The following is a 20817-nucleotide window of genomic DNA, read 5'->3' on the forward strand; positions in this document are numbered from 1 at the left end:
CAGCCCCCTTTACTTCGTTATGAACGGTTATGCGCCGACGCTCTCTTTGTCGAGCATGGCGTTGAAGTTTTTGGCCTTGCGACCTTCCCAGTTGCGCTTGTGGTAGGCATAGCCTGCGATAAGCGGCATGGCGACGGTAGCTTCGGCAAACACCATCTGCTCGTAGACGGTATCGACCTTGCCCCATGAGCTGGCCTCCTTGAGGGTGGAGCCGGAAAGCGCGCCGTCGCGCTCGTCGGCAACGGTGATCTGCACGGCGTAGGTGTGCATGGAGACATCCTCGTAACCGAGCACTTCGGCCGCCACCACGATGTCCTGCGTGAAGTTCTTCGGTACGCCGCCGCCGATCATGAAGATGCCGGTCCTGTCGTTCTCGATCTTGACCTTGGTCAGTTCGCGGAAATCCTTCACGGAGTCGATGGCCACGTGGTTATCGGGGTTGTGCCACTGGTGGTGCACCAGACCGAAGCCCGCCGAGCAGTCGCTGAATGCCGGGCAGAAAATCGGTACGCCCTTTTCGTAGGCTTTATAGACGATGGAGTTTTTGTCGAGGTTGTTCCGCTCGATATATTTTGCCATTTCGATGATGAACTCGCGCGAGGAGTATGCTCCGGGCTGCATGGAGTCGGCGATTTTGCCCGTAGTTTCGTCGCAGACGCGCAGATCGTCCTCGTCGATATAGGTGTCGTAGATGCGGTCCACGTGCAGGTCGCGCAGGATGGCGTCGTCGATGAACGGGGTGCCTTTGTAGTGTTTGAAGCCGAGCGCTTCGAAAAAGTCCTGATCGACGATGTTGGCGCCGGTGGAGACGATGGCGTCAACCATGTGGTTGTCGAGCATGTCGATGATGACCTGCTTCAGTCCGGCGCTGATGAGCGAACCGGCAAGCGTGAGGATGACGGCGCACTCCCGGTCCTGCTGCATGAGGTCCACGATAGACGCGGCTCTGGCGAGATTGCGGGCCTGAAAGGCGGTATCGGCCATCTGGTCTATAAGCGGTACTATGTTGAGCTGTTTGATATCGATATGCCTGACCGGCGCGTTGAGCAGTTCCTCTTTTCTGATCCCCGATTCCATAGTTGCCTTCCGTAGAGTTATAATTGTTCAAAAAAAAAGAGAGTAAGCTTACTATATCACACATTCGAATTGCCGGATGCTGCTTCCTTCCGGATCTGACATGGTTGGGCAACCGAATGTTGTATAGGACTTACTCTCTAAATATAGCTGTTTCAGTACTCTTTTTGTGTCAAGAAATCGAAACAAGTGGCTCAATATAGTGTAATGAAAACAAAAAACAAACAAAGGTCTTTTATCTTTCTTGCAACTGTTATAACTTCATAGGCACCCGGGCACGCTGCAGCAGTTTTACAAGCGGTACCGGTTCACGATAACGGCAAACTACTGCGACAGCGCCGCAAGGGGCAGTTTTTTATCTATCTATCAATACCGGCGGCGGACATCTTTTTTATGGGTACTCTTCGCATTTTAAGCGGGATGCGGCCAACCGGCAAACTGCACCTCGGACACTTCACCGGCGCACTTGAAAACTGGATTCACTACCAGAACCTGCTCGCAGAGGACGGTTCAAGAGTCTATGAAACCTGGTTTCTCATCGCGGACTACCACATCCTGACCACGTCGCTTGAAACCTCCGGCGCATACCTGAACACCATCGAAATGCTGCTCGACTGGCTTGCCGCCGGCATCGATCCCGATAAAAGTCCCGTTTTCCGCCAGTCGCAGGTGAAGGAGCACGCCGAACTGTTCCTGCTATTCGCCATGCTGATCACCTCCGCCCGGCTCGAACGCAATCCGACGCTGAAGGAGCAGGTTCGCGACCTGAACATGGAATCGCTGACCTACGGCCATCTCGGCTATCCGGTGCTGCAGGCGGCCGACATCCTGCTCTACAAGGGCAATGTCGTGCCGGTAGGCGAAGACCAGATTCCGCACGTGGAAATAACCCGCGAAATCGCACGAAAATTCAACTTCCACTACCCGCATCCCGCACTCGGAGAGGTATTCCCCGAACCTGAACCGAAAATCACCAAATTTTCGCGACTGGTGGGGCTCGACGGCAAGGCGAAGATGTCGAAGTCGCTCGGCAACACGATATTCCTTTCAGACCCGCCCGAAGAGGTATTCAAAAAGGTCCGCAACGCGGTGACCGATACCCTGAAAGTCCGGAGAAACGATCCGGGACGCCCTGAAGTGTGCACCGTGTTCAGCTATCACAAACGCTTTATCCCAACGCCGGAGCTTGCGGAAATCGAAGCTGGCTGCCGTTCCGGCTCTCTGGGCTGTGTCGACTGCAAGAAACTCTGCGCGGCCGCCATATCGGCGGAGCTGGAGCCGCTGCTTGAAAAACGCCGCTACTATGAGGCCCACATAGACCTGGTAAAGGATATCCTGCTCGAAGGGGAGAAAAAAGCCAGGGCCCGGGCATCGCAAACCATGCAGGAAGTCCGGACCGCCATGGAGCTCGGCTGAAACGAGACCCGCTTCCGGCATCAGTAACACAACCCGATCGAGAGACCCGATGACACTACCAGCAAGGAGACAGGCATTTATTTTCGACATGGACGGCGTTCTTACCGACAACATGCGCTTTCATGCCGAGTCATGGGTCGAACTTTTCCGGGACTACGGCCTCGAAGGCCTCGATCCCGAACGCTATCTCGTAGAGACCGCGGGCATGAAGGGGCCGGATGTGCTCCGCTATTTTCTCGACCCCGACATAAGCGATCCCGATGCCGAGCGGCTGACGGAGCTGAAGGATTTTCTCTACCGGGTAAACTCGCGGGGGCGCATCACCGCCATGCCGGGACTGCACCCTTTTCTTGAAAAAGCGCGACAGGCGGGAATCCTGCTCGGCGTAGGAACCGGCTCGGGCGCCAAAAACACCGCCTACGTGCTCGACCTTATCGGCGTCTCTCACTTTTTTCAGGCCGTGGTGGGCTCCCATCAGGTCAAAGAGGGAAAGCCCGCTCCCGATATCTTTCTCAGGGCAGCCGAACTGCTCGGGGCTGATCCGGCAGACTGCATCGTCTTCGAGGACGCCATTCCGGGCATAGAGGCTGCGGCAAGGGCTGGCATGAACTGCGTGGCCGTTACCACAACGAACAGCGGAGAGGCTTTCGCTCCCTACAGCAACATTCTCGACGTCATCGACGATTTCCTGCAGGTGAATCCTGTCAGCCTGTTTGACCGGCTTCACGAATCCCGTACTGCAACCCTATAACCTATTGAGATGCAAGAGTTCCTTCTTCCTGCCATCAGGAGCGCCCTGCTGGCGGCAGCGATAACGACGGAAAAACCCGTTCTGCTCGAAAAACCAGCCGATAAAAAAAATGGCGACTATTCCACCAATATTGCGCTCCTGCTCTCGAAAGAGTGCCGCAGAAACCCGAAAGAGCTGGCTGCGGAGCTGATCGAACGCATGAGCTTTCCCGAGGGAACCGTGGACAGGATAACCGTGGCCGGGCCGGGCTTCATCAACTTTTATCTGGCCCCCTCCTTCATCATGCAGTCGGTGGAGCATGTCCTCGTCGAAGGAAAGGGGTACGGCTCCTCATGCTCCGGAAAGGGGCAGAAGGCAATTGTGGAATATGTCAGCGCCAACCCGACCGGGCCGCTCACCATCGGCAGGGGCCGGGGCGGCGTGCTGGGCGACTGCATCGCGAACCTGCTTGAAACACAGGGGTATGCCGTCACCAGGGAGTACTATTTCAACGATGCCGGCCGTCAGATGCAGATTCTCGGCGAATCGGTCCGGTACCGCTACCTCGAACGGTGCGGGCAGGGCTCGGCTTTCCCCGATACCCACTATCAGGGCGACTATATCCGGGATATTGCCGAAACCCTCTTCGCCGAACACGGCAGCACCCTCAAGGACCGCACCGATCTGGGGATTTTCAAGGACAGCGCGGAATCGATCATTTTCAGCTCCATCAGAAAAACCCTCGAGCGGATCGATATCCGCCACGACTCGTTTTTCAATGAACACACCCTCTACACCCCTAAGGAAAACGGGAAATCCGCCAATGATGAGGTGCTTGAGCTGCTCCAGTCGAAAGGGTTCATCGACCGCTACGACGGAGCGACCTGGTTTCTGACGACAAAGCTCGGACAGGAAAAAGACAAGGTTCTGGTAAAATCCTCCGGAGAACCCAGCTACCGCCTGCCCGACATCGCCTACCATCTCGACAAGTACCGCAGATCATTCGATCTTATCGTCAACGTCTTCGGGGCCGACCATATCGACGAGTACCCCGACGTTGTGGAGGCATTGCGTATCCTCGGCCACGATACCTCGAAAATGAGGGTCGCCATCAACCAGTTCGTCACCACCACGGTGAACGGCGAAACCGTCAAAATGTCCACCCGCAAAGGCAACGCCGACCTGCTCGACGAGCTGATCGACGATGTGGGCGCCGACGCGACACGCCTGTTCTTCATCATGCGCGGCAAGGACTCCCACCTGAACTTCGACATCGAACTGGCAAAAAAACAGTCGAAGGACAACCCGGTCTTCTACCTGCAGTATGCCCATGCGCGCATCTGCAGCCTCCTGAGGATGGCCGCCGAAGAGACCGGATTCAAGCCGGACGGAACCGGAAGGCATCTGATGCAGAAACTCACGACGGAACCGGAAGTCCAGCTGGGATTCGCGCTGCTCGATTACCCCGAAGTGATCCGCTCCGCCGTTCGGATTCTGGAACCGCAGAAAATGGTGGAATACCTGCACTCCATTGCGGAACTCTACCACAAATTCTACCAGGAGTGCCCGATCCTGAAAGCGGAACCTGAAACGTGCATGGCAAGGCTCTTCCTCTCGCTTGCGACGCGTCAGGTGCTGCAGAACGGGTTCAGGATTCTGGGCATATCGGCTCCGGAATCCATGTAACGACGCCCCGTTGCCGCGGGAGTCTGACTACGCGGTGCGGTAGAGGCCATGCTCTGCGATGTAATGCCTGATCGATGAGGGGAGAAGGACTGTAACCGGAAGCCCTGAGGCAACAGCCTGGCGGACTGCGGTTGACGAATGCGGACAGTCGAAATCGATGAAGCGGATCGAATCCGGAGGAAAAACCTCCGGCGCCATGATATCCGTGCATGAACTCCTTCCGAATACCGCTATCCGGCAGAGCGAAAAAAGACTCTGCCATGATTTCCATGAGGTGATTTCGCGAAAACTGTCTTCGCCGATCAGCAGGGTCAGCGAATCGGGAGAATAGACCGAATGGATATAGCGGACAAGATCGACCGTATACGAGGGCTGCCTTTTCTCCAGTTCCCAACCGCTCACCTCTGCAGAAACGCCTACACGGCCAAGCTCATCGGCAAGCAGCTGCGCCATTCGCTTCCGGTCCGCGTCCGGAGCAAGGTATCCGCCCTTGAACGGATTGTTGGAAACTGAAATAACCAGCCGATCCACCCTGAGCAGCTCTGCGGCAAAAAGGCAGAGCGCCAGATGCCCGTTATGCGGAGGATCGAACGATCCTCCGTATAGAGCCAGATGCACCCTGAAAGGCTCAGCTGTTGTTGAAATTCTTCATGATCTCGTCGCGGGTATCCTGCATCTGGGAGGCTTTATCCGGGTAGAGCTGCAGATAGCGGTCGAGAGCCTGACCGGCATCAAACCATTTCTTTCGTTTGATCAGCACATCGATTCTGGACTGCCACGCCTGCTCGAGAAAGATCGTATCGGGGTAGCGCCTGATCACCTCATCGAAGTAGATACCTGCGGCCTTGTACTTCTTCAGCTGGATATACTGCCGTCCGATATAGTAGACGTTTTTGGCAAGCTTTTCGCGGAGGGCGGCGATGGCCTTCTCGGCATAGGCCTGCGACTGGCCGCTTTCAAGCTCGGCCTGAGACGCCAGGTACCGTTCCCGGTACGCATCGTTGGAGGGGTTGACTTTCACCATCTCCCGATACATATCGACATCAGCGGCTGCCTGTGCGGAATCCCTTCCCGGATACATATCCAGATAAACGGCGAACTGCTGAATGGCTTTCAGGGTATGCTCATGATCGAGTTCGAAATGAGTGGAGAGCTTTTCATGCGACTGCGCCAGCTGAAACTGTGCCTGACGGGCATATGCCGAAGAGGGCACCTGCTGCAGGAGACGGGTGAACATATCGACGGCAAGCAGATACTGCTTGGATTTATAGTAGGACTGCCCGAGCAGGAAGAGAACGTCGTCTTCGAGTGCCGTTGCGCGGGAGGTGAACATTACCGGTTCGAGCGTCAGAGCGACATCTTCATAATCTTCCTTGCCGTAGTAGCCGAGGGCCTTTTCATAACTGCCTTCGACAGCAGCGGACGAATCGAGCGACACCTTCGAAGATGAGCAGGCTGAGAACAGAAGCGCGGAAACAGGAACTATCATCAGGGCTGAACGCAGGGTCAATCTGGGACGAAACATAGTAACTCCGTTAGGCCATTGGGTTTGAATTAAACAGCATAATACAAAATAAACAGAAAACAGGATGGGCCTGTACAGGAATGAACCTGAATATGAATTTACAACCTGCCTGCGTGATTATCAATCCGAAGCATCATTTTTCAGTAATTCGCTGAATGCCGAGCCCTGCAGATGGCTGAGCACACAGAACAATCCCGATAATGGCGGCTGGCAGAAATCCTGAATCGCCCGTGAAACACGAAGGGAGGGAGAACTGCCGATGAAGGCGGGGATTGCGGAGGACAGGACGGATATCGACAGGCGCCTCAACCATGAGGCGCCTGAAAAAAGAAGGACTACCGCTGTCAGAAAGTAAAGAGCCTGATGCCTTCGGCACGAAGTTTCTGGGCGATAACAGGAGGCTTGGCAACAGTCACTCCCTTGATGAGATCCGCCTCCGTTTTCCCCCTGTTCGGCAGATAGAGCGGACAGACCTCGACCGGCACCCCTTTGGCCATAAGATCCCCCATAAGCATTTGAGGGGATTTGTTCAGGGGCTTCATCATAACCTCACGGCTTTTCTGCAGCGCCAGATCGCCGGCGGGACCGCACAGAAGAATCTGCACGCTTTTGCCCTGCAATACCGTTTCCTTTGCAAGCACCAGCGCCATCATCTGGGTCATGGGATCGGCATCCGCAATCACAACGAACAGGCCTTTCGTATTATCGGGGACAGCCTCTGTTTTGGGAGCTTTTGTCGGAACCGGCTCCATGGCTCCGACAGAGAGGGGGAAGAGCAATGCGGCAAGCAGGGCCATCGCGGCAATGTTTTTTTTCATGTGTTTCATAGCTTCATCTCCTGAGCGTTTTTTTCGTGAGGGTATAAGTAAAAGATTCGCCGCCTCCAGAAGGATGCGGTATAGCACTGCAGCATACATGCCGTCGAATATAGCTCCGAATTTCCGGGCGGGCAACGCTTAACAATTATTACGTGAATTTTTCTCGAACGGAAGGAGAAACCATCAACGGAGTCGAGCAGGCAACGGGGTATTTTCTGAAACGGGAGCGCGGCTATGGAGAAAGCGCCATGCGGGAACCGGCCCCACACAAAAAAGTCGCTGGGCGAGGTTGCCGTTTGTGCTTCCGCTGTGGAGCTTAGGGGAGTCATATTGGCGCAGATCAAAACTGTATCCCATTGGATTTTTACGATGTATACCAACGCCTGCACCAATAAAAAAACCCCGGACGAGCCGGGGCAAAAAAGACGATGGAGCGGCACCTATTCCAACTCAAACTCAGTTTCTTCTGGGGAAGCGAATACTCCTGCGGACGTTTTCGTTATGGCTTTATAAACGCCTTTCCGGTCCGTCTCGTTGGTCTGGTGTACATAAAAAAATGAGTCACCCGATACGTTTGCCGCTGCTCCGGTAATCACATCGTCCCCTTGAGGCCCCACGATTGTCACCGTCACGCCGGACACAGTATCCGCGCCATCAATAATAATTTTACCGGATATTTTTACCGGTTTTCCGCGCAAAATCAGCATGATGGCTCCACGTTTATGATTTGTCTGATGTACTCAGACACCTCAAGAGTTGTTATAATATAAGGCGTTGCGCGGACTCCGCAAAACGCAAGGAATGTTGGCTCACCGCCGCCAACCACAACCCCGATCACGGACACAATTGCTCCGATGCCTGGCAGATCTGCAAGCGCCCCAGAGTTGGTTCCGACACCGTAGACCTCAGCCCCTACGGACGAAAGCCCCGAAAGAGTGCCGGACGACAAGCCTGCAGCGACGACGTCGGCCGATACTGTCGGCAAGATCGAAATCTCCCCGGAAATCTGCCCGAGCCCTGAAACGACAGCGTACATCTGCGGGCCTTCGGGCTCCGGTTGCTCGACCGTCATATACCCGGTCACGGTGCCGATACCGACAACCTCTCCGGACATGGTGACAAGCAGGGCCGCCGATCCAGTAGCAGTCCCGACACCAAGAACCTCGGAGCTGATTGCCGGTAAACTTGCCAGCGCGCCGGAGGGTTGCCCTGTACACTCTATCGTGCTTGATGCTTGAGGCAGATCGGAAAGTGTGGCGGAGGAGGTTCCTATCACTTCAGACGCCCCGGACGCCGGAGGGAGAGCCAACAAAACTCCCGAAGGCGTCCCAATGCCCGGTACTTCTGCAGACGCTTGCGCGAGTGGCCCAGCTGTAGCCGACGGAGTGCCGATACCGGTTACCAGTGACGACATCTCTGGGCCTGATCCGCCCGTATCGACGTCATAGTCCAGCTTCATCACATATACATACCCAGACAGGATCGATCCCGGATTTGGCACAGGGCTTGTCGGGCTGTCATAGTACCCGGAGATCGGCCCGGTGGCATAGATCAGCGCTTGGCCGGACGCGTCGCGGAATTTGAACCCGGCATTGCCATTTGTGACAAAGCCGATAAAATAAGTCCCAGCTGAAACAGTGCCCGGTATCACAAAAGGCGTCCAGCCAAGCGAGCCAAGCGCGACAGCGGATGAGCTTCCGAGCAGTGTCCCGTAGACTCCTCCTGCGCCATCGGCAGCCGCAAGCAACCCCTTACCGGAAACTCCACTGCCACTGCAGTAGACCTGCACGACAAGGTTTTTTGCGGGCTCCGGCAGTGAGATTCGCAGAAATGACGGCCAGTTCGCGGCAGCAGTCACATCGATAAGACCGATAAGGGTTGTATAACCGACGGTTGGATCAACCCTGATCGGCAAAGCCGCCGCCGCAAGAAAATCCGCCGGGGCAATGACGGTCAGGACGTCGCCAATAATCTCGACCTCGCCCAACACTGATGCCCCCGTCGCGTCCACAATACAGGGCCTTTTGACGTCAAAAATCGGGATGCCGTCGGAGCCAACAGCAAGCAAAGACCCGACAGAATCCTCCGGCACGACAGCGCCGCGAGCAACCAGTTCCGCCGGCATCTCGGCCATCCGCTCCCAAATCGAAACTCCTTTTGACCGAATCGAAAAGTCGAAGCGATTTGACGCGGGGCGCTTGTTGAGCACGACCTCAATCTCAAAAGACCCGGATTCCGGCTTGTCGAAAAACTCGACAGTCGCATCGTCAACCTTAGCGGTCACAACCCCGTCAGCTTCAGCATGCCCGGACACAGACCCTCCGAGATACCGAAGGCTCAGGTTCGCGGCATTTCCGTCCCGTATGACCTTTGCCTGCGGGAAAAAATCCACAGTCTTGCTGTCGCCGATCTCGACAGACGCGCTTTCGGCAAGGTCGGCGACGTACGCGGTTATGGCGGGATTGTAAATCACGTTATACTTTACGCCGGGTCGGCGATTGAGGTTCTCAGAGTGTGCGCGCTGAAAACCGGAGGATCACCGTTGACGGCGTAGGTCGCCGGAGCAGCAAGAGGGCCATGCATCACCCGTGATGTACCATTCGCCTTGAAAAGGCTGAAATGCGTCAGCTGGATGTTCCCTCCACCTGTACGGACTCCGAGAACCTGCGGGTTGTCGTTGTCGATGTACAAGCCATTCACACTGAACGCTACGCCGGTCAGATGAGCGTATCCGTTTCCTGGTGCAAGAAGGTTTGCTGTTCCGGCTGCCCCAGGGTCGCCGGTGTGCATACGAAGGATGCCTCCGTCTGCGATAAAGGCTTCACCGCCAGCAAGCATGGCGGCTTTGAATTCGTCTGAAAGTGGCATGTTTTCTCCTTACTTTGTTTTGGTGAATAATAATCTCTGCTCATCGTACCAGCGGTTCCACGCCCGGAGCTTTGCGCTCACTACATGGTATTGCCCGTAGTTCTGCGTGGCGTTCTGCAGGAGATCGCTCATCATGGCGCCGTCCCGCAGGGGCGTGAGGGGCGGAGGATCCTGCAGGTCAACGGGCGGCTGTGGAAACTTCGGCACGGCCGGGATTGTTGTTGCGCACGCGCCGAGCGTGAGCATGAGCATTACAGCGATTTTTTTCATTTTGCCCCCCTTACGGCTTCGTTGTAGAGATCGATTGCCGGTTTCGGCATCGGGCCGGAGACGTTGATCGCCGGTTTTTGCGCCTCGATCTTTCCGGCAAGCGCGGCGGTATGGCTCTGTGCGGCCGCAATTTCGGCTGCTGCGGCTTTCTGGCGGTAGTATGCCAGGCTGTCGCTCTCCACCTCGAGGGCATCGATCTTGTGCTGCACCGCCACCATGCGGGCTTCCCAGCGGGCACGTTCGGCATGCTTGCCGTCGGCTCGGCCCTTTACATAGATCCCTGAGAGGATCAGCACCACCGCGCCGGCGGTGATTGCCCATTTGTAGGGGATGAGTTTGGCTATGAGGCTAATCATGCTGGTATTCAATTTTGAGCGCCGTGAAAATATATTTAATGAGGTAGCTGTAGCCTACCTCGGCAAGCAGAAAGCTTGGGATGGCCTGCCGGAGCGTCATCCACCCGGCCTGCACAAAAAGCACTCCCGCGCCAGCGCCGATGGCAACGGTAACCCACTTTTTCCAGTCCTGCTTGATGACGGCGAAAAGTGGATTTTTTGACGCCACAACCCAGGCTGAAATCCTGGCCGGGGTCAGCGCCGGAACGTATCGCTCGAGCACCTTGGAGACACCGTAGACGCCAAAAACGACGACGATGATGTAGTAGGGGTCGAAAATGCTGATGATTGATGCAATAATCTGGTCCATAAATCAACTTATAGGTTAAGTTTTCAGGAGTATTTCCGGTAAGCCTGTTCGAGCCGGGTGTGATAGCCGTGCTTGGCGTAGCCAGCCCCGTTCCAGCGGAGGGCAATTCCTTTGAAATCGTGCGCCTTGATTGCCGCCAGCATTCCCGGTATGGTAGCCATCAGCCTGAGCGCGGCGACAAGCTGGTTTTTCTCGCTTTGGCGCATTGCCTCGACGAACGCATGAATGCTGGCGTACCCGCAGGCCTTGAAATGAAACCCCATCACCTGTAAGAGTCCCCAACTTGCGGACTGCATAGCCGCGCCCTGGTCAACCTCTGCAGCAATTCCGAGACGCTGCCATTCACCCGCTCCGCCGACGTAGAAGCTGCTCACCCACTTGGGATAAAGTATCCCTTGCGGTAGCGTAAGAGATATCTTCTGAGGAGACTTGCCCACTTTTTCAAGCTGAGACCAGAACACGTGCCCTTCGAACAAAATGATCGGATCTCCGGTGGGCAGGAATCCACGGCCACGGCTCTCTACCGATGTGATGGCTTTTACCATGGCAAGCTCGATACCGGCATTGCGGGACGCTTCGGCAAAGTCCTGCTCAGAAAGGATTGTGCCGGGCTTGCGCGCCGGAACCGGCTGAGCTATCGTCCTGCAGATATGCTTTACCGCATCGGCGGTTTTTTGTCCGTACCATCCGTCTACCGGACCGGAATCGAGGCCAAGCGTAAGGGCGTAGTCCTGCACGAACATGATTGCATACTCTTCAGCCCGCTGCTTGTCGGGAATGAGCCCGTATTTTTTGCCGATGGCCGCCACTGCGGCATCGTGGGTTTTCTTTCCGGCAAGGCCGTCGATCGGCCCGGCATAAAATCCACGGTCTTTCAGGAGTTCCTGTGCTATTCTGATTACGTCGCTCATGGTCCGTTTCTTTTTTTCAGTTTTTCGCGGATGTCGCGCCAAGCAGCCAGAAGCCCTGCGGACAGGGCAAGTACGGCATAAATGGCCAGTTCGACATTGGGGCTCATTTTGGCACCATGCCCGATATTTTCAGCAGGAGCCCAAGCGCCGCAATAAGTAGCAAGGTTTCGCTGAAAAACAGGCCTATGAGCCAGCGAGTGTTGCTTTCGAGCTTGTCGCAGAGTTTTTCAATGGATGTTTCGCCTTTTGACATCCGCTCTTCTATCCCCTTCAACCGTTCGTCCTGCCGGACGATGTCCGTGCAACAAATTTCCTCTGCCATTATGATGCGGGTGTGATTATTACCTTCAATTCTTCCGGAGACCCGGCCGCGTCGATATTCGCTTGCATAGCGGCATACTTTTGCCTCACGGTCTCCCGCTGGGCCTCGATAGTCGCAAAATCGGTGCCGGGGATTTGCTTTGCTATCACATCGTCAAGCGGGACGAATTCGGCATCACGCAGTCGGCGGCGGATGGAGTGGGCAATCTCCCGCGCCTTTTCGAGGTTGATGGTTATTGCGGCACCGTTCGGCTGCGCGGGCTCAGTGGTAGTTTTCCGTACGCTCGCTGCTGACCGGAACGCGGTTGCGGCTCCATTCGACTGATCCCGAAATTTGCGCGCCGCGCCGCTTTTGTCGTAGCCGACTACAGCCAGATGACTACCGACTCCCCAATCTGCTCCGAATCCGGCTGGAACTGAAAAGTCTGCCTCCCACGCCTCCCGAAACGTCCTATCCGGAACGTCAGTATCTGCTACAATTATGTACGGGAGCCCAGGCGGAACATCTTTCAGCGCAATTTCAGTAATTGGATACCCCCCGCTCAATGTTGGGGTGATGACTGCAATGCCGTTTTCTGTCTGGTAAATAATGGCCATTTTATCTGTGGTTGTCATGTTATAATAGCGAGTGTCACATAACCGACGTCCTGCTTGCTTGCGCCGGAATTTGCAGTGCAGACATAAACCTGCGATGTCGATGCGATGTAACTTGTTGGGCAACGATCAGCCTCGCCTCCATCGCCGCGACACCCAGCAATCGCGGCGGCATTGGTGTCAGGCAGCGCAACTGCAAGATTTGCCGTGTACAGGCCTGTTCCGCGGTCGGTAATGCTGGTTACGTTACCGGCCCCTAAAATCGCCACTGTCCCGGAGCCGTTAAAGCTTACCCATGCCCGAGGAGCGAAAATCGGGGCTTCCCCGATCGCGTTGAGCGCTGATTTCACAAACGGCGAGTTTGCCGCGCCGACAGCAGCTGCGACACCGGAAGGAGTGGCAGGCTTGTTGTCAACCGTACCAGCAATATGCTCCGCCGAGCTTGCGGGGTTGAGCGCGAGCAACGTTGCAGTATTTGCCGCATTACGTACAACCGGCGGCTTTGAGTCATCACCCTGGTAAATCCAGAGACCGTGCGTCGCTGACGGGCGCATTTGAGACCCGTCCCCAAAAACAATTCCGTCTGCTCCGTCTTCAAAAGTGAGATTCCCCTGCACAACAGGTGCTGACAAATACTTAATCCTCTGCAACAGCCACCGGCCTGCGGTGCCGGATGATTGGCCGTACGGAATGATTACCGTCAGCCCGTCTGCAGTTGCAAGGCTGGACCCGCTGAACCGGTAGCCGTAAAGCGCGTTCGAAATTGACGCCCAGCAGTAGGAGCCGTCTACCTTCATGCCCGACACATTTCTGTCTACTGCCGTGAGTCCGCCACCCGTGAGGGAGGTTTTAAAATTCAGATTTGCCATTTACAGTTTTTCCCTCAATTTTATGCTTACGAGTTTGTAATCAAGCCCGTGGGCGACTTCGGAAGGCATTTCGTCGAGCCCAGCAAAAATATTGGTAAGATTCCCGTTCTGGCTGAGCTTCCACGCCAGAGGAGTTTTACCCAGTGGCCGGATGATTTTTTCGTCAAAATCCTTGTATGTCGCGTATCCGGCAGGGTCTGGCCCGGTTATTCCGCTGTGCATCACAACGTGACCTTCCGGGGCTCGCTGCACCATGCCCGGTTTGTACCATATCGATCCGTCGTGCAACTCAATCTCGGTGCCGTTGTCGAGATACCCTCCTTTATAGCTGCTGTGGCGAAAATCCCGAAAGGAAAGGGATTTACCGATTACCAGTAATCCTGCGCTCACGTAGCTGTGATCCAGCGCGGTGAGGGTGATATCGATCGTGCGAGTTCCAGACGTTAGCAGTGCGGGAAACTCGGCAAAAAAGAAACCGGTTTCGCCGTCGAAATTGTCAAACTCCTGCTCCCATGTCTCCACCTCATCCGATTCGTCAACCCACGCAATAGTCGCACCGGTTTCGTCCTGCCCGGCCGTAATGATAGCCCCGGCTTCGGACTCACCCCATTCGTAAGTCATGGCAATAACGGCCGCCACCGAAACCGAACTTGCATTAGTAAGCACAATGGCGCAAGCCGTGGCGATTCCCGGCTCAACCACCCGAATGACACAGCTCGGCGTCGTCGTCCTGAACGGCTTGCGCGGGTGGCCATTCTGAAGGTTCGTCAAAGGGTATTCCGCGTCGACCGTGCCGCTTACAAGCGTGATCGATTCGATGGTATCGGTGTAGATCACTTTCATGCAATCACCCCCTCGCCGATCAGTGTTGTTTTTTTCGACTGGAGATCGTACTGAACGCTTCTCATCCACATTTCGGCGCCCACTTCAACCGGGGTTCTCGACTCAATGAAGGAGGCTTTCCTCCCGCACTGAAACACGCCAAAACTCTCCGGAACGGTAAACTCGATCTGTTGCTTCGCCAGATAATCGGCAATTTTTTTCAGATACCGGTTATCAGTGGCGTATAGGCCCTGCCCGGCCGAAACCTCCTGCCCGAACGTCGATTCTCCCACCGTATACACAAACCCCGTCCCGTCGCTGACGGTGTTTACCGGCACCATGTCGGTATAAACTGGCGTGCGGACAAAGTCGAACCGGCCGTAATCGATCGGGGTGCCGGTTTCAGCTACGTTGTCGACCAGGTGTAGCGTCATGCTTTCAGGGTCGATCCAGAAGAAAAGCCCAAAGTAGGCTGCAACGGCGTCTGCTACGTCGAGCAGCAGCGAGTTTCCCGAAACGGTGCCGGTTATTACCGGCGGGCTCGCCATGGCATGAGTGCTGTCGAGCGTGAGCCCGAGCTCCGTGCAAAGTCTGGTAAAGAACCCTGTAACCAGGTTGGTTGTCGGTCCCCAGCTTGCCAAAGGCGTTCCCCCGGGCATGACAAACTGAACGCTACCGCTCCATGTGGCCCCGTCGGTTGATGTGCGAAGGTAGAGGTCGCCGTCCTGGTAGCTGCTGTGCCAGCTCGATTTATTTGCCGAGTACTGAACGCTGAGCTCTTCCCCCGCGCCGGGAATTGGAAGGTACGGGTTGCTGTAGAGGGTATACACAATTTCCTTTTCGCTCCACCGGGTGCGGACCAGTGTTCCACTACAGAGCGTTTCGGCGGATGCTTCGTCCGAATCCGTCGCCGCGACCACCGCAAGCAGAGTTTTCGGTGGAGGAAAAACCGAAATGAGGCCCTCTGCGGGGTCGAACAGCGCCGGAGTAAAACTGACCGTCGGCATCGATACCCTGAGGTACCCGCCGTAGTCGTAGTTTGACCGGACAATAATGGGATCGATTCGGCTCACCACGCCGTGCCACTGATGTTCCAGCGGCCGGGTTTCAGTGCTGCAGCGCACCGTTTCCCCTGAGTGGTTGATGGTAAGCAGCAGCATCAGTACACCGTCCTTGCCGTTCGGTTGCCGGTAACGGAAATCCTGCTCTCGCGCTTTACGGCCTGCTCGTCGAGATAGGCATTGAATTCCCGGTCGCCTATCTGGACTTTTATGGTTGCGGGCATTACCACCTGCACCGATCCGGACCCGCTTCCAGGGACTTCCGGAAAAATGTACCCGTCCGATCCTGGAACAAAAACTTCAGCTTGGCGGCGGTCACCTACAATATACGACTGTCCTGCCGTTACCGGCCCGCCGTAAGCCCGGGCCTCGATTGGTGTTCCGGAATACACGTACCGGTTCAGCGAAACGGAATCGAACACGTTGTACAGTTCACTGATGACCGGGGCGATTGTGGCGGCCAGCGTTTGGGCCTGCGAGGCAAAAGCTGAAAGATCGGCAGACGTCATGTCTCCGCTGATCATACCTTCAACAATGGTTTTCATCGCCGGCTGCAGCTGGCTCATAACGACCTCATCAACCATCTGTGCAACCGCCATATTTTTCAGCGATGTCACCAGCTGGGCCTCAAAGCCTTCGGCAAATATCCGCGCCGCCTGGTCGCTGTTTGTTGCAAGAGCAATTGAGTTCAGCATAAGCTCCGCAACGCTGTCAGCGTTGATGCCCGTAACCGTGCTGATCACGGAATCCCAATATGCAGCTGTAGCTTGAGACAAAGACCCGACTTCCGCCACGGTATACTCGAGGAGCACTTGGGCTGAATCAAGATCATTTATCAACCCGGGACGCATAAAGTCATTAATCGTTTTCCCTGCCTGGTCAAGTACGTTCAGCACCGTCTGAAGGGTCTGCAGCTCACCGACACCGCGATCTTCAAACAACCGCTCTGATGTATCCCGCTTGATGCCCTTATACCCAGGGTCCTGATAGTTTTTCACCTTATCGTAGGTGTACCCGGATGCCCGCAGGATTTTCAGCGACTCCGTGCCGCCGGAAAGCGCAGACTGCACCATATTGTCATATATCTGCTGGCGTATCTGGTCGCGGTTGGCTTTTGCCTCTTTCTCGTTGCTTCCGCCGCCAAAAATCGACGAAACCAGTCCGGCTACACCACCGATAACCGCGCCGATTGGCCCAGCAACCGAAAAACCTGCAAGCGCCAAACTTGCCGTCGAACTGATTGCGTTGCCGACTCCTCCGCCAACCATCTGACCAATCCCTTGAATGGCCGAGCCGATGCTCTTGAATAGAGCCCCTCCGGCTCCTTCCCCGCCGTCGAGCTTTTGATATTCGTTGTACTGCTCATAAGCGGTAACAAACGAATCCCACCCCTTGATTTTTATGCCGCTCTGCTCCATGGCATACCCGAGATCCTGCAAGCCCGAAACCGTTCCCTCAACGCCATTTTTAATATCGTCTCCAAACAGGTCCGGCAGGGCGCCGATCAGCTTGTCCATATCGGGAGACGCGTTCTGAGCGTTCAGCGAAAACTTTTTAAGGGCAAGATTGGCAAATTCAAGCTGGCGAATTTCCTCGGCTTTGGTGATTATGTGCTCCTGCTCGAGGAGTACAAGCATTGCAGTAATGTCGACTGCCTTTTTCTGTGCTTCATACTGACCCTCGACGGTCTCCGTTGCTTTACCATACCACTCCGTCGCCTTCTCTACCGCCACGGCATGTTCCTCATACGCCTTTTGCGCCTCACGCGCCGCCTTGTCGACCGAAGAAGTCCCCCCGCGCCCGCCGCCGGCAACACGCGCCGCTTTTTCGGAATCTTTGCCGGCCTGCTTTCCTATTTCGGATTGTTTTACCGCTATATCGAGGTTGACCTTATTCGTTGCCAAAAGCTTTCGGGCCGAATCTTCGGACATTTTAAGGTATGTGGTCAGCATCCTGACATCTTCGCCTTCACCAAGCGACATTTTCCCTGCGGCAATTTGCCGGGCTGTGTTCGAATAAAAAGCCGATTGAGCTTTCCGAGACTGATAATACTCCGCTCCCGGAGTGTAATACTGACCGTACACCATGCCACCTACTAACCGCTGCAAACCTGACGGAGTACTTGCTTTTACTCTGGCGTCTGCGGCTGATGAACCTTCGAGGTACGCCTTTTTTGCTATCAGCTGGTCCAGCTCCGCCTTGAGCCGGGCAATGCCTTCGAGTCCGGCGATTTTGATGGTGAGGTCGAAGTCCTGGTACTGCTGGATGCCTTCGAGTTGCTTTTTCAGACCCTCTATCCCTGCAGACCCTCCGTTTATCGCTTTCATGAGGTCATCCCCAAACGCGACAGCAAGCGCAGTCACCACAGGGACGCCAACCATAAGCAGGCCGCTTGGCCCGGCAAGACTGCCGATCAGCGCAGTGAGAGCGCCTTTTGCTGAGCCGGTTTCGGCTTTTGCGACCGCCCAGGACGAGGCCAGTTGCTCAACATTGTTCGCAACACCCATCACGCCATACGGCATATCCGCAATCACGCGGCCGAGGTTCATGGCAAGCGTCGACGACGAACCCAAGCCTTTTCCTACGCGAGAAAACCCGCCCTCAACGGCTTTTATCGGCCCTTGTGCGGCAGCCAGTTCCGAGCGGAAATGCGTTGCTGCAGCCGCGTATGCATTGAATTTTGAGCTCCCTACCGGCATGTTGGCCATTTCAGCGGTAACCCGCTTCAAGGAAGCCTGCAAATCGTTTATGGACCCGATTGCCGGTTTTGTGTCGGCGGCAATGTCTTTCCCGAAATGGACACTGGCAACACCGTTCAGCGCCTGCTTTACCGTGTTCATCTCGCCGGCAAGGCTCTTCAGCGCCCGCTCGGAATTGCTTACGTCGCCGAGAAACGCACGAAACGCGGCCTGGGAATCGTTTTCCGCCCGGACTTTAAATTTGATGTCCTGACTACTTCCCACGCCGCGCCTCCTTCAGTCTATCGTTTTTGATCTTGAAAAATGCCTGCCAGTGCCGGAACTCCTGCAGCGAAATTTCTCGCTGCGCCCTTGCTACCGGCATCTTCAGTTCATGCGCCAGCCCGAACCAGTCCATCAGGCCCGGGCTGGATGTCAGTTTCCCTCAGCACCCTCTATGGTCGGGGTTTTAACCATCGCATTTGCCAGGCGATTGACCACATTGATAAACCCCTTTTTGGAAAGCCGTTCCGCGTCGCCGTTTACAAAAAGCCTCTTTCCTTCGGAATCGAGAGCTTTCAGAATCACCAGCTGGACGTTAAAGCGCGAGCCTTTTGCGTTTTCGGGGATCTCTTTGGTTACAAGCTCAAGCTCGTACTGTGTCGCTGGCTTGTAATGGACGAAAACCTCACCGGTTTCTGCGGTTTCCCATTCAGGTACCGGAAGTTTTTCAAGCGGCAGGCTATCATAGATAGCTTCGATCTGGTCGATAAAAGACATGTTTCCTCCAAAACATTGATTGAAAATACTCCTCCCAACAAATTTGCTGACGGGGAAGGGCTCGAACCCTCAACCGGCGGTTTTGGAGACCGCTGCTCTACCTGTTGAGCTACCCGCCAAACTCCGGCCTACGCCGAAACCGTCCCTGGCGTCATGTTTCCGGTAACGCGAAGCGAAAACTCGTATCCCGGTATTTTTCCGTTTTCAAAGCTGATCGCGCCGGGCTTCTGCACATATGCAGTGTAGCTCCATGATTCGTTTCCGACTGTATGGCCTTCAGGGTAAACGACAGCTGTAACGGTTGTCGCTGCCCGAAAAGCCGCAATCAGCGCGAGCTGTCCATTGGTATCGGCCGCATCGCGTTCAACCAGCACTCTCAGCCCGATGCTGGAAAGTTTGCCGACAAAAGTGTCGGGGCGGTCGTCGACGCTGAGTTCCTCGCTTTCAACAAAGTTCCGCTCTCCCTCGTCGACCTCAATCATTTTCACGCCGGCAACCTTATGCGTTCCCACATAGAATTCCGCGCTGTTTCCTAAGGTTTTAGCCATGGTCCTGCTCCCTGGATGGTTTTACTTGTTTTGGTTTCTTCTCTTTACACTCTTTCCATCCTCTCTGGGCCATAAACTCGACCATCGAAAGGATCACATCCCGGATATCGCCTTTCGGCCCCTGCATCCGGACGGTTTTTTCTGGTTCAGACGGCATTTTCCGGGTCTCCATCTTCAATCACGTACTCTACGGCAAAAATGTTGCGCTGTATGCCGAAAGGTTTTGCCGCATCAGCCGGGTAAACGGTCGCCATGCTTCGGAAGTAGATTCCCCTTGTCAGCCCGCCCATTGCCGGAACAGCAAACAGCGCGGTTTCAATTTCGGCGGATATCTCGTTGAGGGTATCGTCGGCATCCTGTCCGGAAACATACGCGTCGATCACCACCTCAAGAGTCCGTCCGCTGCAGTTGAGCGGAACGTCATTCTCGCTTCCGGATTCCTTTCCAAGGTACACGCAAAGGCATGGCATCAACTCGTTTGGCACCGGCAACACCCGTGACGGGTAAACCTTTGTGCCTGTTGTCGCGAGCCCTGTGAGCTCTGCAACAACGTATTCCCTGATCTGCTGCCTTACGTGCATTACGCCTCCTGAAGAATGAGTACCATAACCCCGGTTCCGTCCGGCTGCACGTCGGCCACGGAATAAGCCGTACCGTCAACCGTTATGGAATCGCCCTGCTCGATACCGGCAACATCCTGAGCCCTGCACGTTACCATCGGCTGAGAGGTCGAAATATCGGCCCCTTCACCAGACGCTGCGTAGTGCTCGTCATCGAATAGCACCGATATCGCAGTGCTGTTGAACACTGCCGATACTGCCGCGCCGCTCTTCGCATCAAAAAACAGCGATATGTCCTCCTGAAAGGACATCAGCGTTTCGCTATTTTTGCCCTTAGCGAGTCCTCACGGTTCTCGACCTTTACGGCCGGTTCATCGAATTCACCTACCAGCTCGACCTTCACCGTCGGTTCATCCGCCGGCTCGGCACGTTTGGCGGCAATCTGCTGCCGGCCGAACCTGTCCCCCACCTCGACAACGGCCCCCGGGTTCTCCGGGGACACGGTGCCGTTTTTGAGGAGGACGTTCATCCCTTTAATCAGTGTGATCCACATGTTTCGTTATGTCCTTGTGGTTAAGCGC

At 55.4% G+C, this 20817-nt stretch carries 26 protein-coding genes, 1 tRNA gene and 1 other RNA gene; 3 read left to right on the forward strand and 25 right to left on the reverse strand.

All coding sequences use genetic code 11. The annotated features are described in order from the left end of the window. Nucleotides 1-27: 27 nt before the first annotated feature. A complete protein-coding gene (locus WBP50_RS05950; RefSeq protein ID WP_423932410.1) occupies nt 28-1077 on the reverse strand; it encodes a 1,9-bis(guanidino)-5-aza-nonane synthase in 1050 nt (349 codons plus the stop codon). 37 nt (nt 1078-1114) lie between these two features. Next, nucleotides 1115-1213: signal recognition particle sRNA small type (gene ffs / locus WBP50_RS05955), an RNA gene on the reverse strand. A gap of 254 nt (nt 1214-1467) precedes the next feature. Here ffs and trpS point away from each other — a divergent pair. The 3 genes from trpS to argS are packed head-to-tail and all read left to right on the forward strand — an operon-like array spanning nt 1468 to nt 4906. After that, nucleotides 1468-2490, forward strand: a complete 1023-nt coding sequence (gene trpS, locus WBP50_RS05960) for a tryptophan--tRNA ligase (protein WP_423932412.1) — start codon at nt 1468-1470, stop codon at nt 2488-2490. Between the two features lie 49 nt (nt 2491-2539). Further along, a complete protein-coding gene (locus WBP50_RS05965) occupies nt 2540-3241 on the forward strand; it encodes a beta-phosphoglucomutase family hydrolase (RefSeq protein WP_423932413.1) in 702 nt (233 codons plus the stop codon). Nucleotides 3242-3250: 9 nt separating this feature from the next. Beyond that, a complete protein-coding gene (gene argS / locus WBP50_RS05970; RefSeq protein ID WP_423932414.1) occupies nt 3251-4906 on the forward strand; it encodes an arginine--tRNA ligase in 1656 nt (551 codons plus the stop codon). Nucleotides 4907-4933: 27 nt separating this feature from the next. Here argS and nadD read toward each other — a convergent pair whose 3' ends face one another. From nadD to WBP50_RS06085, 23 genes are all read right to left on the reverse strand, one after another. Further along, nucleotides 4934-5524, reverse strand: coding sequence for a nicotinate (nicotinamide) nucleotide adenylyltransferase (gene nadD / locus WBP50_RS05975; protein WP_423932416.1), 591 nt, complete (start codon nt 5522-5524; stop codon nt 4934-4936). Between the two features lie 10 nt (nt 5525-5534). After that, nucleotides 5535-6395: an outer membrane protein assembly factor BamD gene (locus tag WBP50_RS05980; RefSeq protein ID WP_423932417.1), complete on the reverse strand. Its 861-nt coding sequence runs from the start codon at nt 6393-6395 to the stop codon at nt 5535-5537. A 380-nt stretch (nt 6396-6775) separates the two neighbouring features. Continuing rightward, the gene (locus WBP50_RS05985; RefSeq protein WP_423932419.1) at nt 6776-7249 is read right to left on the reverse strand and encodes a hypothetical protein; all 474 of its coding nucleotides are present in this window, start codon (nt 7247-7249) and stop codon (nt 6776-6778) included. A 440-nt stretch (nt 7250-7689) separates the two neighbouring features. Next, entirely contained in the window at nt 7690-7956 is a 267-nt protein-coding gene (locus tag WBP50_RS05990) for a hypothetical protein (protein ID WP_423932421.1), read from the reverse strand. Continuing rightward, entirely contained in the window at nt 7950-9722 is a 1773-nt protein-coding gene (locus WBP50_RS05995) for a hypothetical protein (protein ID WP_423932422.1), read from the reverse strand. Before WBP50_RS05995 ends, WBP50_RS05990 begins: the two co-directional genes overlap by 7 nt. An 8-nt stretch (nt 9723-9730) precedes the next feature. Beyond that, complete coding sequence (locus WBP50_RS06000; RefSeq protein ID WP_423932424.1) at nt 9731-10117, reverse strand: hypothetical protein; 387 nt, start codon at nt 10115-10117, stop codon at nt 9731-9733. Nucleotides 10118-10126: 9 nt separating this feature from the next. Further along, nucleotides 10127-10387, reverse strand: coding sequence for a hypothetical protein (locus WBP50_RS06005; protein WP_423932425.1), 261 nt, complete (start codon nt 10385-10387; stop codon nt 10127-10129). Further along, the gene (locus WBP50_RS06010) at nt 10384-10743 is read right to left on the reverse strand and encodes a hypothetical protein (protein ID WP_423932427.1); all 360 of its coding nucleotides are present in this window, start codon (nt 10741-10743) and stop codon (nt 10384-10386) included. The genes WBP50_RS06005 and WBP50_RS06010 overlap by 4 nt, the downstream gene beginning before the upstream one ends. Next, complete coding sequence (locus WBP50_RS06015) at nt 10736-11092, reverse strand: hypothetical protein (RefSeq protein WP_423932428.1); 357 nt, start codon at nt 11090-11092, stop codon at nt 10736-10738. The genes WBP50_RS06010 and WBP50_RS06015 overlap by 8 nt, the downstream gene beginning before the upstream one ends. A gap of 23 nt (nt 11093-11115) precedes the next feature. Further along, nucleotides 11116-12003: an N-acetylmuramidase domain-containing protein gene (locus tag WBP50_RS06020; RefSeq protein WP_423932429.1), complete on the reverse strand. Its 888-nt coding sequence runs from the start codon at nt 12001-12003 to the stop codon at nt 11116-11118. Nucleotides 12004-12106: 103 nt separating this feature from the next. Beyond that, a complete protein-coding gene (locus WBP50_RS06025) occupies nt 12107-12325 on the reverse strand; it encodes a hypothetical protein (RefSeq protein ID WP_423932431.1) in 219 nt (72 codons plus the stop codon). Beyond that, complete coding sequence (locus WBP50_RS06030) at nt 12325-12921, reverse strand: hypothetical protein (RefSeq protein WP_423932433.1); 597 nt, start codon at nt 12919-12921, stop codon at nt 12325-12327. Before WBP50_RS06030 ends, WBP50_RS06025 begins: the two co-directional genes overlap by 1 nt. A gap of 14 nt (nt 12922-12935) precedes the next feature. Then, the gene (locus WBP50_RS06035; protein WP_423932435.1) at nt 12936-13787 is read right to left on the reverse strand and encodes a hypothetical protein; all 852 of its coding nucleotides are present in this window, start codon (nt 13785-13787) and stop codon (nt 12936-12938) included. Continuing rightward, nucleotides 13788-14630 carry a hypothetical protein gene (locus WBP50_RS06040; RefSeq protein WP_423932437.1) on the reverse strand — a complete coding sequence of 281 codons (843 nt, stop codon included), beginning with the start codon at nt 14628-14630 and terminating at the stop codon, nt 13788-13790. It abuts the gene before it with no gap. Continuing rightward, nucleotides 14627-15769, reverse strand: coding sequence for a hypothetical protein (locus WBP50_RS06045; RefSeq protein ID WP_423932438.1), 1143 nt, complete (start codon nt 15767-15769; stop codon nt 14627-14629). Before WBP50_RS06045 ends, WBP50_RS06040 begins: the two co-directional genes overlap by 4 nt. Next, nucleotides 15769-18633, reverse strand: a complete 2865-nt coding sequence (locus WBP50_RS06050; RefSeq protein WP_423932440.1) for a hypothetical protein — start codon at nt 18631-18633, stop codon at nt 15769-15771. The genes WBP50_RS06045 and WBP50_RS06050 overlap by 1 nt, the downstream gene beginning before the upstream one ends. Beyond that, nucleotides 18623-18766, reverse strand: coding sequence for a hypothetical protein (locus tag WBP50_RS06055; RefSeq protein ID WP_423932441.1), 144 nt, complete (start codon nt 18764-18766; stop codon nt 18623-18625). Before WBP50_RS06055 ends, WBP50_RS06050 begins: the two co-directional genes overlap by 11 nt. 17 nt (nt 18767-18783) lie before the next feature. Further along, nucleotides 18784-19128, reverse strand: coding sequence for a hypothetical protein (locus tag WBP50_RS06060; protein WP_423932443.1), 345 nt, complete (start codon nt 19126-19128; stop codon nt 18784-18786). A 46-nt stretch (nt 19129-19174) separates the two neighbouring features. Continuing rightward, nucleotides 19175-19247 (reverse strand) — tRNA-Trp (locus WBP50_RS06065). A 9-nt stretch (nt 19248-19256) separates the two neighbouring features. Beyond that, entirely contained in the window at nt 19257-19676 is a 420-nt protein-coding gene (locus tag WBP50_RS06070; protein WP_423932445.1) for a hypothetical protein, read from the reverse strand. A 146-nt stretch (nt 19677-19822) separates the two neighbouring features. Then, complete coding sequence (locus WBP50_RS06075; protein ID WP_423932447.1) at nt 19823-20131, reverse strand: hypothetical protein; 309 nt, start codon at nt 20129-20131, stop codon at nt 19823-19825. Nucleotides 20132-20256: 125 nt separating this feature from the next. Continuing rightward, nucleotides 20257-20547: a head-tail joining protein gene (locus tag WBP50_RS06080; protein WP_423932449.1), complete on the reverse strand. Its 291-nt coding sequence runs from the start codon at nt 20545-20547 to the stop codon at nt 20257-20259. Continuing rightward, nucleotides 20547-20765: a hypothetical protein gene (locus WBP50_RS06085; RefSeq protein WP_423932451.1), complete on the reverse strand. Its 219-nt coding sequence runs from the start codon at nt 20763-20765 to the stop codon at nt 20547-20549. Before WBP50_RS06085 ends, WBP50_RS06080 begins: the two co-directional genes overlap by 1 nt. Nucleotides 20766-20817 lie beyond the last annotated feature (52 nt).

It is taken from the genome of Chlorobium sp. (genome assembly GCF_049593655.1).
In the GTDB taxonomy this organism is placed as follows: domain Bacteria; phylum Bacteroidota; class Chlorobiia; order Chlorobiales; family Chlorobiaceae; genus Chlorobium.